Here is a 13,572-nt window from a genome sequence, read left to right on the forward strand (position 1 = left end):
AGCCGATGCTGGCTGTCACCCGATCGGAGGTTGTCCATGCATCGAGTCCGACGCAGATCGACGCGAATGTTCGTCGCGGTCCTGAGTCTGCTGCTGGCGTACGGCGGTGCGGTGGCGATGCCGGCCGCGGAGGCCGCCGCGGCTCCCGCCGTCTCGCTCCGCTTCCTGATGATCATCAAGCCCGTGTCGCAGGTGCCCGGCCTGACCGCCACGCTGAGCCAGGCGCAGATCGACGCGGCCCGGACCGCATTCCTCAGCACGTTCCCGCGGATGGTCGAGGACCTCACCGGCGGCACCGTCGACATGAACACGCAGGTCGTCGTGTCGCCCCGGCCGCTCACGTCGATCGGCTACCAGGGGCTGATGGTCGAGCCGGGCAACGTGCCCGACGACGTCGCGCAGTACGTCCACCCGCAGGAATGGGACGGCGTGTTCGTCTACAACGCGTTCCGCCCGCACGCGTACTTCTCCAGCGGCTCGCCCGGCCCGTACAACACCGGCTGGACGAGCATCAACGCCCGCGACGACCTCGGCTACAACCAGGACGCCCTGGCCGGCTGGGTGCACGAGATGCTGCACCAGTTGGGGGAGCAGTTCTACTTCCAGCAGCTGCACGTGCCCGGCGAGGTCGAGGTGCACGCCGGCGAGGCGCACGGCTACAACCAGAACAGCGGCGGGCTGCCGTACTGGCTCGGCTGGTACCGCGACTACCTCAACAGCACGATCCCCGGCAACCTCGGCCTCGGCCTGAAGGCGTGGAGCCGCGGCAACCGGCGCGGTGTCGTCGACACCCCCACCGGCCAGATGATCGTCGGCGCCGGCTCGAACCGCTGCGCCGACGTCTCCGGCGGACGCGACGCCGACGGCACGAAGGTCCAGCTGTGGGACTGCCACGGCGGCCCGGAGGTGCGCTGGCGGTGGCAGGGCGGGACCCTGGTCAACAGCAGGACCGGCAAATGCCTCGACGTGGCCGGCGGGCGCACCGCCGCGGGCACCAAGGTGCAGCTGTGGACGTGCCTGAGCAACGGCGCCCAGCAGTGGCAGTTCGTCAATGGCAATCTGCGCAACCCGCAGTCCGGCAAGTGCCTGGACGCCGACGCGTGGGGCACCGCGAACGGCACGCAGCTCATCATCTGGGACTGCGGCGCCGCCCAGTCGAACCAGACCTGGCGCTTCCAACAGTAGCGGCGACGGCCCGGCCTCCGGGGAAGAGACCGGGCCGTCACCGGGCGAGGGCAGGCGCCGCCGACGCCGAGCCAGGGAGACCATCGAGACCTGGCTGCCGGTCCGGCGGCGGCCATCCGGGGGCGATCCCGAGCGAATCGGTGCGGGCTGGTTTGCCGCCCGAGATCCGGGTAGGGCGGCCCAAGGGCGCTACCACCCGCGAACTGCGCCCGGAGGGTCGCATCATGAAACGAGCACTGCAGGTCACGCTGGCGATCATGGTCGGATACATGCTCGGCCGGCGGCGCAAACTGCGCATGGCGATGCTGCTCGGTGCCGCCGCGGCGGCTGGGCGCTTCAGCGGCAACCCGACCGAGCTGGTGGCTCGCGGACGGAAGCTCGTCGGCGGCTCCGCGGCACTCGGCCAGCTGTCCGGTCTCGCCCGCCCGCTCGTCGACGCCGGCCGGTCGGCCGCCCGCACCGCCGTGTCGCAGCGCATCGACTCCGTCAGCGACCGGCTCCGGGAGCGCAGCGATGCGCTGCGTTCGGCGGGCCGGAAGGGCGCTCGCCGTGACGAGGACCGCGGCCGTGACGAGGACTACGACGCCGAGTTCGAGGACGAGGAGTTCGAGGAGCTGGAGGAGCCCGAGGAGGCACCGCCGCCCCGGCCCGCCGCCCGCCGATCCCGTCCGCGACAGGCGCGTGACGAGGCCACCGAAGACGAGGGCACCGAAGAGGAGCCCGAGTCCGAACCCGAGCCGCCGGTCCGTCGCCGGCGCGCCACGGCAAGACGATGACCAGCGAAACGCGCGGCGCCCCCGGCGGTGGGATCGGTGCCCATCTGTCCCGGTTGCTGGTGCAGGAGCTGCAGAACTTCGCCGGCGCGCTGGGCCGCCGGGCCCTCACGGCCGTGCAGGACCGGGTCGAGGGCAAGATCGGCGACCTCACCGGCCGGCTCAACGAGTACGCCCAACAGAGCGGCAGCCCGAAGTTGGTGGCCGCGGCGAAAGGCGCCGAGGAGCTCGCCGGTGGCGGCTCGCCGGTGAAGGCGGCGGCGAAGGGCGGCCTGGCCGGCGGCTGGGCGAAGATCAAGAAGCTGTTCGGTGGCGGCCGCAGCGCGACCCGCAAGCTCAAGGTCACCAGCATCCTCGAGTGGGCCGACGTCGGCGTGCCGATCCGGGTCGCCTACAACCAGTGGACGTCGTTCGAGGAGTTCCCGAAGTTCACGAAGAAGGTCGAGAAGGTCGAACGGCAGGACGAGGACAAGCTGCACTGGCGGGCGCAGATCTTCCTGTCGCACCGCGACTGGGAGTCCAACATCGTGCTGCAGGAGCCCGACGAGCGCATCGTCTGGCGGTCCAAGGGCGCCAAGGGCTACGTCAACGGCGCCGTGTCGTTCCACGCCCTCACGCCGACCCTGACCCGGATCGTGCTCGTCCTCGAGTACTACCCGAAGGGGCTCTTCGAGCGCACCGGCAACCTGTGGCGCGCACAGGGACGGCGGGCCAGGCTGGAGTTCAAGCACTTCGTGCGGCACACGATGACGCAGACGATCCTGAACCCCGACGAGGTCGATGGCTGGCGCGGCATCATCCGCGACGGTGAGGTGGTCCTGGACCACGAGACCGCCATGCAGCAGGAGCGCGAACGCGAGGAGCAGGAGCAGCAAGAGGAGCCGGACTCTGGCAAGCAGGGCGAGCGCGCCGAGGACGAGACCGGCGAGGCTGAGACCGGAGAGGGCGAGACCGGAGAGGGCGAGACCGGAGAGGGCGAGACCGGAGAGGGCGAGACCGGAGAGGGCGAGACCGGAGAGGGCGAAACCGAAGAAGGCGAAACCGAAGAAGGCGAAACCGAAGAAGAGGGCGACGAGACCCGGGCCGAGGCGGAAGAAGGCGGCGAGGACGAGGGCGACGAGGAGGAGGCGCCGCAGGCGCGCCCCCGGCGCCGCGCCGTGCCGCGCCGGACCGGCGCCGAGACCCGCGACCGCCGTGGCCCCGAACCCGGCGACCGCCGCAAGCGCAGCAGCGCGAGGGGGTGAGCGAGCATGTCGGTCGTGCAGGCCGGTGGCGGGGGCGGGCAGTCCTCGTCGCTCGCCGACGTGATTGACACCATTCTCGACAAAGGACTGGTGATCGACGCGCACGTCAGCGTCGCGGTGGTCGGCATCGAGATCCTGACCATCAACGCGCGTGTCGTCGTCGCCAGCGTCGACACATACCTCCGGTTCGCGGAGGCGGCCAACCGGCTGGACCTGAAGTCGCAGGAAGGCAGCGGCCTGTCCGACATGGTCGGCGGCGCCAAGGGCGCGATGGCCGGGCACGCCGGAAAGCGCGCGATCGAAGGCGCCGGCGAGAAGATCCTGTCCAAGGCGGGCGACATGTTGGAGCAGATCGCCGGCCCGGGCGAAGAAGACCGCGACCGGCCGCGGCGACGCAGAGGAGGCTGACGTGGCCACCGACACCACCGCACCGCGGGTCGGCATGATGCTCTACGGCGTGGTGCCGTCGGACGTCGAGCCGACCGGCAGCGCCCAGGGCGTGGGCAGCCCGCCGGCCGACGTCACCACGGTGACCGAGGACGACCTGACCGCGCTGGTGAGCGACGTCCCGCTCGACCGCCCGCTCGGCCGGCCCGACGACCTGACCGCCTACCAGCGGCTGCTGGACGGCACCGCGGCCGTGGCGCCGGTGCTCCCGGTCCGCTTCGGCACGGTGCTGCGCGACGCGGAGGCGATACGGCAGCTGCTGGCCGACCAGCACGACATGATCGCCCCGCTGCTCGACCGGCTCGAGGGCCGCGTGGAGTACGTGGTGCGCGGCCGGTACATCGAGGACGCCGTGCTCGCCGAGATCCTCGACACCGACTCCGACGCGCGGCAGCTGCGCGAGTACATCCAGGGACGGCCGGAACAGGAGACCACGCAGCAGCGCATGGCCCTGGGCGAGCGCATCAACGCCGCGATCGAGGCGATGCGGCAGGCCGACACCCGGACCGCCGTCGACCGGATCGGCAAGGTCGTGGAGGACCTCGTCGTGGCGGAGCCGACCCACGACCTGGACGCCGTGCACCTGCCCGTGCTGGTCGAGCAGGCGCACCGCGCCGAGTTCGACGCGGTGCTCGCCGAGCTCGCCGACGGGTGGAGCGGGCGGGTCGAGATGCGCAGTCTCGGCCCGGCGGCACCCTATGACTTCGTCAACCGGCTGGCCCTGGCACGGGACGACTGAGCCATGGGCCTGCTCTTGACGATCCTCACGCTGCCGTTGGCGCCCGTACGAGCGGTCACCGCCATCGCGGAGCTGCTGCTGGAGCAGGCGGAGCAGGAGCTGTACAGCCCGCAGGGGCTGCGCCGGCAGCTGGAGGCGCTGGACGAGGCGGTGGCCCGCGGCGAGCTGAGCGAGGACGAGCGGCGCGCCGCCGAGCAGGAGATCCTCGACCGGGTCACCTCCCGGTCGACCGGCTGAACGACCGGAAGGCAGAAGCATGACACCCTCCAGCACCGAACCGCGCGAACGGCGGGCGAAGGCCCGTCCCGACCCGCTCCCGGCCGGCGCCATCGCCCGTCTCGCGGTCGACGAGGTCGGCCAGCTGACCGGCAAGGAGACGCTGGGCGTCGTGTCTGTCGAACCGGCCGACGACGGCGGCTGGGTCGTCGGCGTCGAGGTCGTCGAGGAGCGTCGCATCCCGTCATCGGCCGACATGCTCGGGCTGTACCTCGTCGAGCTCGACGATGACGGCGAACTGCTGGCGTGCCACCGGGACCGCCGGTACCTGCGCGGCAGCACCGATGCGAAGGTGAGCTGACATGGTGGCCTCACCAGGCATGGGCCCCGCCCCCGCGCTCGGCACCGGGCACCAGCCGACGAACCTCGCCGACATCCTCGAGCGGGTCCTGGACCGGGGTCTGGTGATCGCCGGCGACATCCAGGTCAACCTGCTCGACATCGAGCTGCTCACCCTCAAGCTGCGGCTGGTCATCGCGTCCGTCGACACGGCGCGGCAGCTCGGCATCGACTGGTGGGAGACCGATCCGTGGCTGTCCTCGTCCAGCCGCAGGGCGGTCGAGCGCGGCGACGCGCGCCGCGAGGCTCTCGGCCGCGACGACCGAGAGCGTGATGACCTCGGGCCCGACGACCTCGGGCAGTCTGCCCGGCCGGCGGTCGAACCGGGCGGTGACCGGCGTGCGGGCCGGCCCGCGGTGGAGCCCGCGCACCAGGCGGCCGAAAACGACCGGTACCCGGCGGACGGGGAGGCTCGTCCCCGCAGCCGCAGCCGCCGGCGCGGCGACGAGCGGTGAGTGAGATGGAGGTGCTGTGGCGGTGAGCGAGGGAGGGCTGCTGTGGCTGTACGCCGTCGCCCGCGACAGCGTGCCCGTCGAGGTCACCGGCATCGGTGACGCACCGGTCCGCGCGGTCCACGCCGCGGGCCTCTGCGCCTTCGTCAGCACCGCACCGGCCGGGCTGTCCGACGCCGGCGCCCTGCAGGCTCGCCTGGAGGACGCGGAATGGGTGGCGCGGACCGCGGTCGAGCATCACCGGGTCGTGGCGGCGCTCGCCTCGGCCGCCCCGGTCGTGCCCGCAGGGCTCGCCACGGTGTGCCGTGACGAGGCTCGCATCACCGCGACCCTCGTCCGGCACGCCGCCGGGCTCACCGGTGCGCTGGACCGCGTGACCGGGCGGACCGAGTGGGGCGTCAAGGGGTACGTGCGCGGCGGCCCGGCGCCCGTGCCCGAGACCAGGGCGGGCGGGGCGGGCACCGCGTACCTGGAGCGCCGCCGCGCCGAACTGTCGGCCCGCGACCGGCGCCACGACGAGGCGGCCCGCGACGCGGACGCGGCCCACGCCGAGCTGGCCCGCCGGGCGGACGGGGCGCACCGGCACGCGCCCCAGGACCGGCGGCTGACCGGCGAACCGGAGGCGATGGTGCTCAACGGCGCATACCTGGTGCCCGACGAGCGGGCCGCGGCGTTCGCGGCGGCCGTCGACGCCCTCGCCGCCCGGTACCCAACGATCACGCTGCGGCTCACGGGGCCGTGGCCGCCGTACTCGTTCGTCCCCGCGCTCGGCGCGGAACCGTCGGACCCGGACCGCGTGCCGGGTGACGCCCCCGTGCACGCCGGCGGACCCGCGTGAGCGACGCCGTCCACTCGCGCGAGGTCGCCCTCGTCGACCTGCTCGACCGGGTGCTGACCACCGGGGTCGTCGTCGCCGGCGACGTCACGATCGCCATCGCCGAGGTCGACCTGGTCCGCGTGTCGCTGCGCGCCCTGGTCTCGTCGGTCTCGACCGCGTCCGGCGGCACGGTCGGCGGCACGGTCGAAGGCGCGGTCGAAGGCGCGGTCGAGGGCACGGTCGAGGGCACGGTCGAGGGCACGGTCGAAGGCACGGTCGAAGGCACGGTCGAAGGCACGGTCAGCGGCATGGTCCCAGAAGGGAGGGGGTCACGGTGAACGACCTTCCCCGGGACGGGCGGATCGACCTCGACCGCGACTCCGTCGAACGCGGCTTCGCCTCGCTCGTGCTCACCGTCGTGGAGCTGCTGCGCCAGCTCGTCGAACGACAGGCGCTGCGCCGGGTCGACGTGGGCGACCTCTCCGCGGAGCAGGTGGAGCGGATCGGGCTCACGCTCATGGCGCTCGAGGAACGCATGGCCGAGCTCCGCGAGCACTTCGGCCTGCGCCCCGAGGACCTCAACATCGACCTCGGCCCGCTCGGCCCGCTGCTGCCCCGCGACTGACCGGTGCGCCTGCGCTAGGCCGCGCTTCCGGCCAGGAGTGACTCCAGCAGGGCGGTGATGCGTGCGGTCAGCGCCTCGGGCGTGGTGCCGAGCTGCACGCACCGCCCCTCCAGGGGGCCGTCCAGCCACAGCGTCACGATGCCGATCGCGAGCGCCCAGACGGCGGCCACGAGGGGCTCCGGGTCGCCGGCCGGGGCCGAGCCCTCGCGCTGGCAGTCCTGCACGGTCTCGGTGAGCAGCTGGATCGCCGCCTCGCCGGCGTGGGCGGCCTCGGGCACCTGCGACGAGGTGGACAGCTCGCTGCGCAGCATCAGGTGCAGGTGACCGGGGTGCTCGCGGGCGAAGGCGACATACGCCTCCAGGATCGCGCCGAGCCCGCGCAACGCGGTGGGCGCCGCCTCACGGGCCGCCCGCAGGCGCTCCAGCAGCAGCTGATGGCCCTGCACCGCGATCGCGGCGAAGAGCGCGGAGCGGTCCGGGAAGTGGTGGTACGGCGCGCCCGGGCTCACCCCCGCGTCGCGGGCCACCCGGCGCAGGCTCACCGCGGCGATGCCCTCCGCCTCGATGAGCGCCACGCAGGCGGCGAGCAGCGCGTCACGAAGGCCGCCGTGGTGGTAGCTGGCTCGGGTCTGCGGCATCGGCACCCTCCGACTGTAGGCGGTTGACGCCGGCCACCGAAGCCGACTATACAGTGCTTAGATTCTAAACGGCGCTTAGATCGGGGTTCGTCGTGTCGAAGGGAACGGTGCTCGTCACCGGCGCCACCGGCTTCATCGCCGGGCACTGCATCGAGGAGCTGCTCACCCACGGGTACGCCGTACGGGGGACGGTCCGCGACCCGGCCACCGCCGACGTCGCCCACCTGCGGGAGATTGCCGAGCGGACCGGCGGCGCGTTCGAGGTCGTCCGGGCGAGCCTCGACGCCGACGCCGGGTGGGCCGAGGCGGTCGCCGGCTGCACGGCCGTCTGGCACGTCGCCTCGCCCAACCCGCCGTCGGCGCCGCGCACCGAGGACGAGGTCGTCCGGCCCGCCGTCGACGGCACCGTGCGGGTGCTGCGCGCCGCCGCCGCGTCGGGCACGGTCCGGCGGGTCGTGCTCACCTCGTCCATCGACGCCATCCGCCACGACCACGGCACCGCCGGCCAGGTGTTCACCGAGGAGGACTGGCCCGACGCATCCGGCGCAGGCGCCTACCCGAAGAGCAAGGTGCTCGCCGAACGGGCCGCGTGGGCGATCGCCCGCGAGCACGGCCTGGAGCTCGTCGCCGTCAACCCGGGGCTGGTCCTCGGGCCGCTCCAGCGGCCGATGCACACCACGTCCGCCGAGGTGATCCGGCTGCTGCTCAGCCGCGGGATGCCGGCCGTGCCGCGGCTGGGCTTCGCCGTCGTCGACGTCCGCGACGTGGCGCGGGCGCACCGGCTGGCCATGGAGACGCCCGCGGCCGCCGGCAACCGGTACATCGTCGCCGGCGAGCACCGCTGGATGGAGGAGATCGCGGCGGTGCTCGCCGCCGAGTTCGGCCCGCAGGGCTACCGCGTGCCGACCGCCCGCATGCCGCGCTGGCTCATGTGGACGGTCGCCCGCTTCGACCGGACAATCCGTCTGGCGTTGGGTTACGTCGGCGTGCCGGCCCTCGTCAGCGCGGAGAAGGCCGCCGGCGAGCTCGGCTGGACTCCCCGCCCCGCGAAGGAATCCATCGTCGAGATGGCCGACAGCCTGATCCGGCACGGCATCGTCCGGCCGGGCCGGCCCGCGAGAAACGGCCCGGCCCGGCAGAGTGTCAGTTGACGAGCAGGAAGTTGTCCACGGAGGAGGCCGACACCCAGCGGCGGCCGTACGCCTCCGGGTTGTTGAAGTTGTACTCCTCCAGGAACACCATCCCACCGTCCACACCGGACACCCAGGCGACGTGCCCGTACTGGCCGCCGTTCCACTGCGCGATCGCGCCCGGCGCAGCGGTGTGGCTGATCGCGCCGCCGTACTTCGCCGTGGCCTCGTCCCAGTTCTTGGCGTTGTAGTAGTTGATGCCGTTGAAGTTCGGCGGCTTGCGGGAGTAGTACTTGTCGACCCGTGAGGCCACGAACGACGTGCACTGCTTCTTCACGAACTCGTACGGGTCCAGGTACGGGAACCAGTAGTCGGCCCACGGGTAGTCGTCGACCGGCCCGAACGCGATCACGGAGCCGCTGCGGCCGCCGTACTTGCCGAACCGGTCCGCCACGACGCGGTACTCGTAGCAGCCGGTCGTGTAGCTCACCGTCGACGTCGTGCTGGTGATCATCATCTTGATGGTCTGCCACCCGCCGCCGCGGCACGCCCGGGCCTCGATGGAGTACCCGGTCGCGTTCGCGGCCGCGCTCCAGGCGACCGTCACCGTCGACACCGAGGTGCTGGTCGACGTCGGGTACGCCCGCACGCCGCCGGGCGTGCCCGGCGTGATGATGGTGAGCGTCGCCGAGGACACGTTGGAGTTGCCGCTGAGCCCGGCGAGGTTCTCCGCCCGCAGCATGAACTCGTAGGTGCGGCCCGGCGTCAGCAGGCTCATCGTGAACGTGCAACAGGTGGTGACCGGGTACGCGGCGCGGGTCCACGCCGAGGTCCCCGCATAGCGGTAGTAGATCCAGTAGTACACATTGGACGGACTCGACGCGGTCCAGCTGAGGCGCACCGCGGTGTCGCCCTGCGCCGCCGCGCTCAGGCTGCCCGGCGCGGTCGGCAGCGGCGGCATCGGCCGGGCACCCGCGGCCACCGACGGCGCCGAGTCACCGGCGAGGTTCGTGGCCCGCAGCCGGAACTCGTAGTACGTGCCGTTCGTCAGGTACGTCACCGTGAACGTGCAGCACGTCGACAGCGGGTACTCCAGGCGCTGCCAGACGCCGCCGGCGGGGCGGTACTCGACCCAGTAGTAGACGTTCGGGGTGCTCGACGCCGTCCAGCGCAGCGTGATCCGCCCGTCGCCGACCGCCGCGGTCAGCCCGGTCGGCGCGGCGGGCAGCGGCGGCAGCGGCCGGGCACTGGCCACATTGGACGCCGGGCTGTCGCCGGAGACGTTGTTGGCCCGGACCCGGAACTCGTACGTGGTGCCGTTGGCGAGCAGCCCGACGGTATACGCGCAGCACGTCGTCACCGGGTACTGCAGGCGCTGCCAGGTGCCGCCGGCGGGGCGGTACTCGACCCAGTAGTAGACGTTCGCGGTGCCCGAGGCCGTCCAGCGCAGCGTCACCTGCCCGTCCCCGGCGGTCGCGCTCAGCCCGCTCGGGGCCTTCGGCAGCCCGCCGGTCGACGTGGCCCGCGCGGTCGCGGACGCCGGGCCCTCGCCGCCCTGGTTCTCGCCGGTGACCTTGAACTCGTAGACGTGCCCGTTGACCAGCGGGCCCCACGACGCCGACGTCTTGTCGGTCGGCAGCCCCGACTTCGCGAACGCGGCGCCGGCGGTCACGTCCCGGTAGTACACCCAGTAGTACAGGCTCGGCGCGGGCGCGTCCCAGTCGAGGTCGATCGTGCCGTCACCGGCCGCGATCGCCGTCAACCCGGTCGGCGCCGGCGGCGGCGAGAACCGTGCCGTGGCGCGGGCCGTCGCCGACGCCGGGCCCTCGCCGGCGGAGTTCGCGGCGGTCACCGTGAACTCGTAGACGTGGTTGTGGGTGAGGTACCCGGCGGTGAACGACAGCGCGGTCGTCGGCAGCGACAGGCGGGTCATCGCGCCGCCGACGGTCACGTCCCGCATCGCGATCCAGTAGTACAGGTCTGGCCCGGCCGACGCCCACGACAGGCCGATCTGGCCGTCGCTGCGGGTCGTCGCGGTCACCCCGGTCACCTGTGGCGGCAGCGGCAGGTTCGGCGTGGACCGCACCAGGTTCGTCGGCCCGGACTCGCCGCCGGCCGCCACCGAGGTCACCTTGAACTCGTACTGGTGCCCGTTGACCAGATACCCGGCGGTCATCGTGCAGCACGTCGAGATCGGGATCGGCAGCTGCTGGAACGTGGCCTCACCGGCGGTCACGTCGCGCTGGTACACCCAGTACCACACGTCCGGCGTGGGGCTGGTGTCCCAGGTGAGCTGCACCTGCCCGTTGCCGGCGACCGCGCGCAGGTTCGCGGGCGCGGCCGGTGCCGGGTAGACGGCGGTCGCCTGGGCCAGGTTCGACGGCGGCGAGTCACCGCCGAGGTTGTTCGCGACGATCTTGAACTCGTAGCGGTGGTTGTGCGCGAGGTACCCCGCGGTCAGGGTGAGCGCGGTCGTCGGCAGCGGCAGCTTCGTGAAGTCGGCCTCGCCGTTGGTCACGTCCCGCTGGTACACCCAGAAGTAGACGTTGCTCGCGGTGCTGGTCCAGTCGAGCTTGATGGTGCCGTCGCCCTGCGCCGTGGCGGTCAGGTTCGCCGGTGCGGGCGGCACGGTGTAGTGCACGGTCGCCGTGGCCGACGTGGAGTACGGGGACTTCCCGCCGCCGTGCGAGGCGGTGACCACGAACTCGTACTGGTGGTCGTTGGTCAGCCACGCGATGGTCGCCGTCGTGTCGGCCGGGGTCGGGTCGCTCACCTCGACGTAGTCGGTCTCACCGGCGGTCAGGTCGCGGCGGGACACGTCGTAGCGCCACGCGTTCGGCACCGCCGACCACGCCAGGTTCACGGAGCCGTCGCTCTGCGGGACGGCGGTGAGCCCGGCCGGCGCGGCCGGCGGCGCGATCGTCATCAGGACGCTGCGCACCGGCGACGCCGGCCCTTCGCCGTTGGCGTTGCGGGCGGCCACCTTGAACTCGTACGTGTGCGCGGTCTTGAACCCGCCGAGCGTCGCGCTCGCGGTGGTGGGCTGGCCGACCCGCGCGAAGTGGGTCTGCCCGGCGGTGACGTCCCGCTGATACACCACATAGGACGGACTGCTGCCGGGCCACGACAGCGCGACCGTGCCGGCGCTGGACGCGGTCGCCGTCAGCGACGCCGGCGCGGCCGGGACCGTCGCCGGGTCGGGCACCGGCCGCGGCCACGCGATGTCGGCGAAGCGCGGGCGGTAGATGCGGGCGTCGTCGTAGAGGTCCCCGTCGTTGAGGGAGTTCACGTTGTACGACACCAGCAGCTTCCCGGACGGCGCCAGCTCCGGGTGCACGTGGGCATCGTAGACGATGACCCCCGACTGGTTCGCCGGCTCCGGCGCGGTCAGCAGGTCGACCGGGCCGCTGAACGGGCCCCACGGGTTGCTCGCCGTGTAGGCGACGACCTGGGCGTTGAACACCACGTTGCTCTCGACCGTGACGAGGACCCACTGGCCGCCGAGCTTCTGCACGCCGTATGCGGTGCCGACGCCGGACAGCGGCAGCCGTGCGGAGCTCGCCGCGCTCGCCGACCAGCCGGTGCCGTTCCAGAACTCCCACGGGCCGCTCAGGCCGCCGGCCGGGACCCGGGCGAGGCGGGCGAAGCGCATCGCGTCGGCGGGCACGTAGTCAGAGCCGTAGATGTACGTGAAGCCGCCGTCGGTCACCAGCTGCGCGCCCCAGGTGACGGTGCTGCCGACCGCCGGGGTCAGGTCGGTGACCCCGGTCAGCGCGAGCGACGGCAGCGCGAACGTCGCCAGCACCGTGCCGCTGAGCGCCACGTCGAGGCTCCCCGTGCCGGTGCGGCGGTAGCGGTTGTAGACCACCCGCAGGTTCGATCCTTCGACCTCGCCGTCGCCGACCCAGTAGAACTGCCCGTCGGCCGTCTGCGGCAGCAGCGCCTGCGGCGCGCTCGCGGTGCCGCCGGTCAGGGTCGTGGTCAGCGCGCTGCCGTCCTGCACCACCATCGAGTTGTTGATGAACGGCGAGCTGCGCGGGCGGCTGTGGTCGGCGTTGACGGTGCCGAGCAGCGTGTCGGAGAACAGCCACACGATCCGGCCGTCGGGCAGCAGGACCGACGCCGTGCTGTCCGCCCCGCTCCACCTCCCGCTGGTGTCGCCGTAGGTGTTGAACGCGGTGGTCAGCTGGGTGCCCGTCATGCCGCCGGCGGGCGGCGCGGCGGACGCGGGGGTGCGGTCGGGCAGCACGTAGAGCAGCGCTGCGACCAGCAGCAGAACAGTCAGGCGGGCGCGCATGGTGCATGTATAGCGTTACATGGATGAATGGGTTACCCCGTGGTAACAAAGCGGGGCAAACCGGCGGGGTCAGCGCTCCAGCGTTTGGAGCACACGCTCGGCCGTCTGCCGCGTCTCGTCGTCGAACAGGACGAGCCGGAGCAGCTCGACGCCGGCCGGAGCCGCGCGCATGCCCGCGAGGGCCTGCACGACGGCGTCCTCCTTCGGCCACCGGTACACGCCGGACGAGATCAACGGGAAGGCCACCGACGCCGCGCCCAGCCCGCCGGCGACCTCCAGCGAGCGCTCGTAGCAGCCCCGCAGCAGCGCCGACCGGTCCTCGGTCGCGCTCCACACCGGCCCGACCGTGTGGATCACCCACCGGGCGGGGAGGCGCCCGGCGGTCGTCGCGACGGCCTGCCCGACCGGCAGCCCGCGCCCGTACCGGCTGGCCCGCAGCGCGCGGCACTCCTCGAGGATCGCGGGCCCGCCCTTGCGGTGGATCGCGCCGTCCACCCCGCCGCCGCCCAGCAGCGACGTGTTCGCCGCGTTGACGATGGCGTCCACCTGCTCGGCGGTGATGTCACCCGTGACGAGCTCGACCCGCATGCCGCCCATTGTCCACTAGGGT

The 13,572-nt window shown here is 72.8% G+C and carries 14 protein-coding genes and 1 pseudogene; 12 read left to right on the forward strand and 3 right to left on the reverse strand.

Annotation, left to right across the window (positions count from 1 at the left end; translation table 11 throughout):
* Positions 1-66: 66 nt before the first annotated feature.
* The 11 genes and pseudogenes from ABZ321_RS16380 to ABZ321_RS16430 all read left to right on the forward strand — a co-directional run bounded on the left by ABZ321_RS16380 (position 67) and on the right by ABZ321_RS16430 (position 6,897).
* A complete protein-coding gene (locus tag ABZ321_RS16380; RefSeq protein WP_354891690.1) occupies positions 67-1,185 on the forward strand; it encodes an RICIN domain-containing protein in 1,119 nt (372 codons plus the stop codon).
* 224 nt (positions 1,186-1,409) lie between these two features.
* Positions 1,410-1,961 (forward strand): hypothetical protein, encoded by a 552-nt coding sequence (locus ABZ321_RS16385; RefSeq protein ID WP_354891693.1) that lies wholly within the window; start codon positions 1,410-1,412, stop codon positions 1,959-1,961.
* Positions 1,958-3,202, forward strand: a complete 1,245-nt coding sequence (locus ABZ321_RS16390; protein ID WP_354891696.1) for an SRPBCC family protein — start codon at positions 1,958-1,960, stop codon at positions 3,200-3,202. The genes ABZ321_RS16385 and ABZ321_RS16390 overlap by 4 nt, the downstream gene beginning before the upstream one ends.
* A 6-nt stretch (positions 3,203-3,208) precedes the next feature.
* Positions 3,209-3,400, forward strand: a pseudogene (gene gvpJ / locus ABZ321_RS16395) (gas vesicle protein GvpJ); the annotation flags it as partial.
* Positions 3,401-3,611: 211 nt separating this feature from the next.
* On the forward strand, positions 3,612-4,388 hold the full coding sequence (locus ABZ321_RS16400) for a GvpL/GvpF family gas vesicle protein (RefSeq protein WP_344509639.1): 777 nt from the start codon (positions 3,612-3,614) through the stop codon (positions 4,386-4,388).
* A gap of 3 nt (positions 4,389-4,391) precedes the next feature.
* Positions 4,392-4,625, forward strand: coding sequence for a gas vesicle protein GvpG (locus tag ABZ321_RS16405; protein ID WP_344509641.1), 234 nt, complete (start codon positions 4,392-4,394; stop codon positions 4,623-4,625).
* Between the two features lie 19 nt (positions 4,626-4,644).
* A complete protein-coding gene (gene gvpO, locus ABZ321_RS16410; protein WP_344509643.1) occupies positions 4,645-4,965 on the forward strand; it encodes a gas vesicle protein GvpO in 321 nt (106 codons plus the stop codon).
* A gap of 1 nt (position 4,966) precedes the next feature.
* Positions 4,967-5,458: a gas vesicle protein gene (locus ABZ321_RS16415; protein ID WP_344509645.1), complete on the forward strand. Its 492-nt coding sequence runs from the start codon at positions 4,967-4,969 to the stop codon at positions 5,456-5,458.
* A 22-nt stretch (positions 5,459-5,480) separates the two neighbouring features.
* Positions 5,481-6,293, forward strand: a complete 813-nt coding sequence (locus ABZ321_RS16420; protein WP_344509647.1) for a GvpL/GvpF family gas vesicle protein — start codon at positions 5,481-5,483, stop codon at positions 6,291-6,293.
* A complete protein-coding gene (locus ABZ321_RS16425) occupies positions 6,290-6,610 on the forward strand; it encodes a gas vesicle protein (RefSeq protein ID WP_354891701.1) in 321 nt (106 codons plus the stop codon). Before ABZ321_RS16420 ends, ABZ321_RS16425 begins: the two co-directional genes overlap by 4 nt.
* Positions 6,607-6,897, forward strand: a complete 291-nt coding sequence (locus ABZ321_RS16430; RefSeq protein ID WP_344509651.1) for a gas vesicle protein K — start codon at positions 6,607-6,609, stop codon at positions 6,895-6,897. The genes ABZ321_RS16425 and ABZ321_RS16430 overlap by 4 nt, the downstream gene beginning before the upstream one ends.
* 14 nt (positions 6,898-6,911) lie before the next feature.
* Here ABZ321_RS16430 and ABZ321_RS16435 read toward each other — a convergent pair whose 3' ends face one another.
* A complete protein-coding gene (locus ABZ321_RS16435) occupies positions 6,912-7,535 on the reverse strand; it encodes a TetR/AcrR family transcriptional regulator (protein ID WP_354892196.1) in 624 nt (207 codons plus the stop codon).
* Between the two features lie 92 nt (positions 7,536-7,627).
* Here ABZ321_RS16435 and ABZ321_RS16440 point away from each other — a divergent pair, with 92 nt between their 5' ends.
* Entirely contained in the window at positions 7,628-8,686 is a 1,059-nt protein-coding gene (locus ABZ321_RS16440; RefSeq protein WP_354891704.1) for an NAD-dependent epimerase/dehydratase family protein, read from the forward strand.
* Here ABZ321_RS16440 and ABZ321_RS16445 read toward each other — a convergent pair.
* Together ABZ321_RS16445 and ABZ321_RS16450 are read right to left on the reverse strand one after the other, a co-directional pair.
* On the reverse strand, positions 8,679-12,962 hold the full coding sequence (locus ABZ321_RS16445; protein ID WP_354891707.1) for a fibronectin type III domain-containing protein: 4,284 nt from the start codon (positions 12,960-12,962) through the stop codon (positions 8,679-8,681). The two genes, ABZ321_RS16440 and ABZ321_RS16445, sit on opposite strands and share 8 nt — an antisense overlap.
* A gap of 69 nt (positions 12,963-13,031) precedes the next feature.
* A complete protein-coding gene (locus ABZ321_RS16450; protein ID WP_354891710.1) occupies positions 13,032-13,550 on the reverse strand; it encodes an O-acetyl-ADP-ribose deacetylase in 519 nt (172 codons plus the stop codon).
* Between the last annotated feature and the right edge of the window lie 22 nt (positions 13,551-13,572).

Origin of the sequence: Dactylosporangium sp. NPDC006015 (genome assembly GCF_040614215.1) — a bacterium.
Classification (GTDB): domain Bacteria; phylum Actinomycetota; class Actinomycetes; order Mycobacteriales; family Micromonosporaceae; genus Dactylosporangium; species Dactylosporangium maewongense.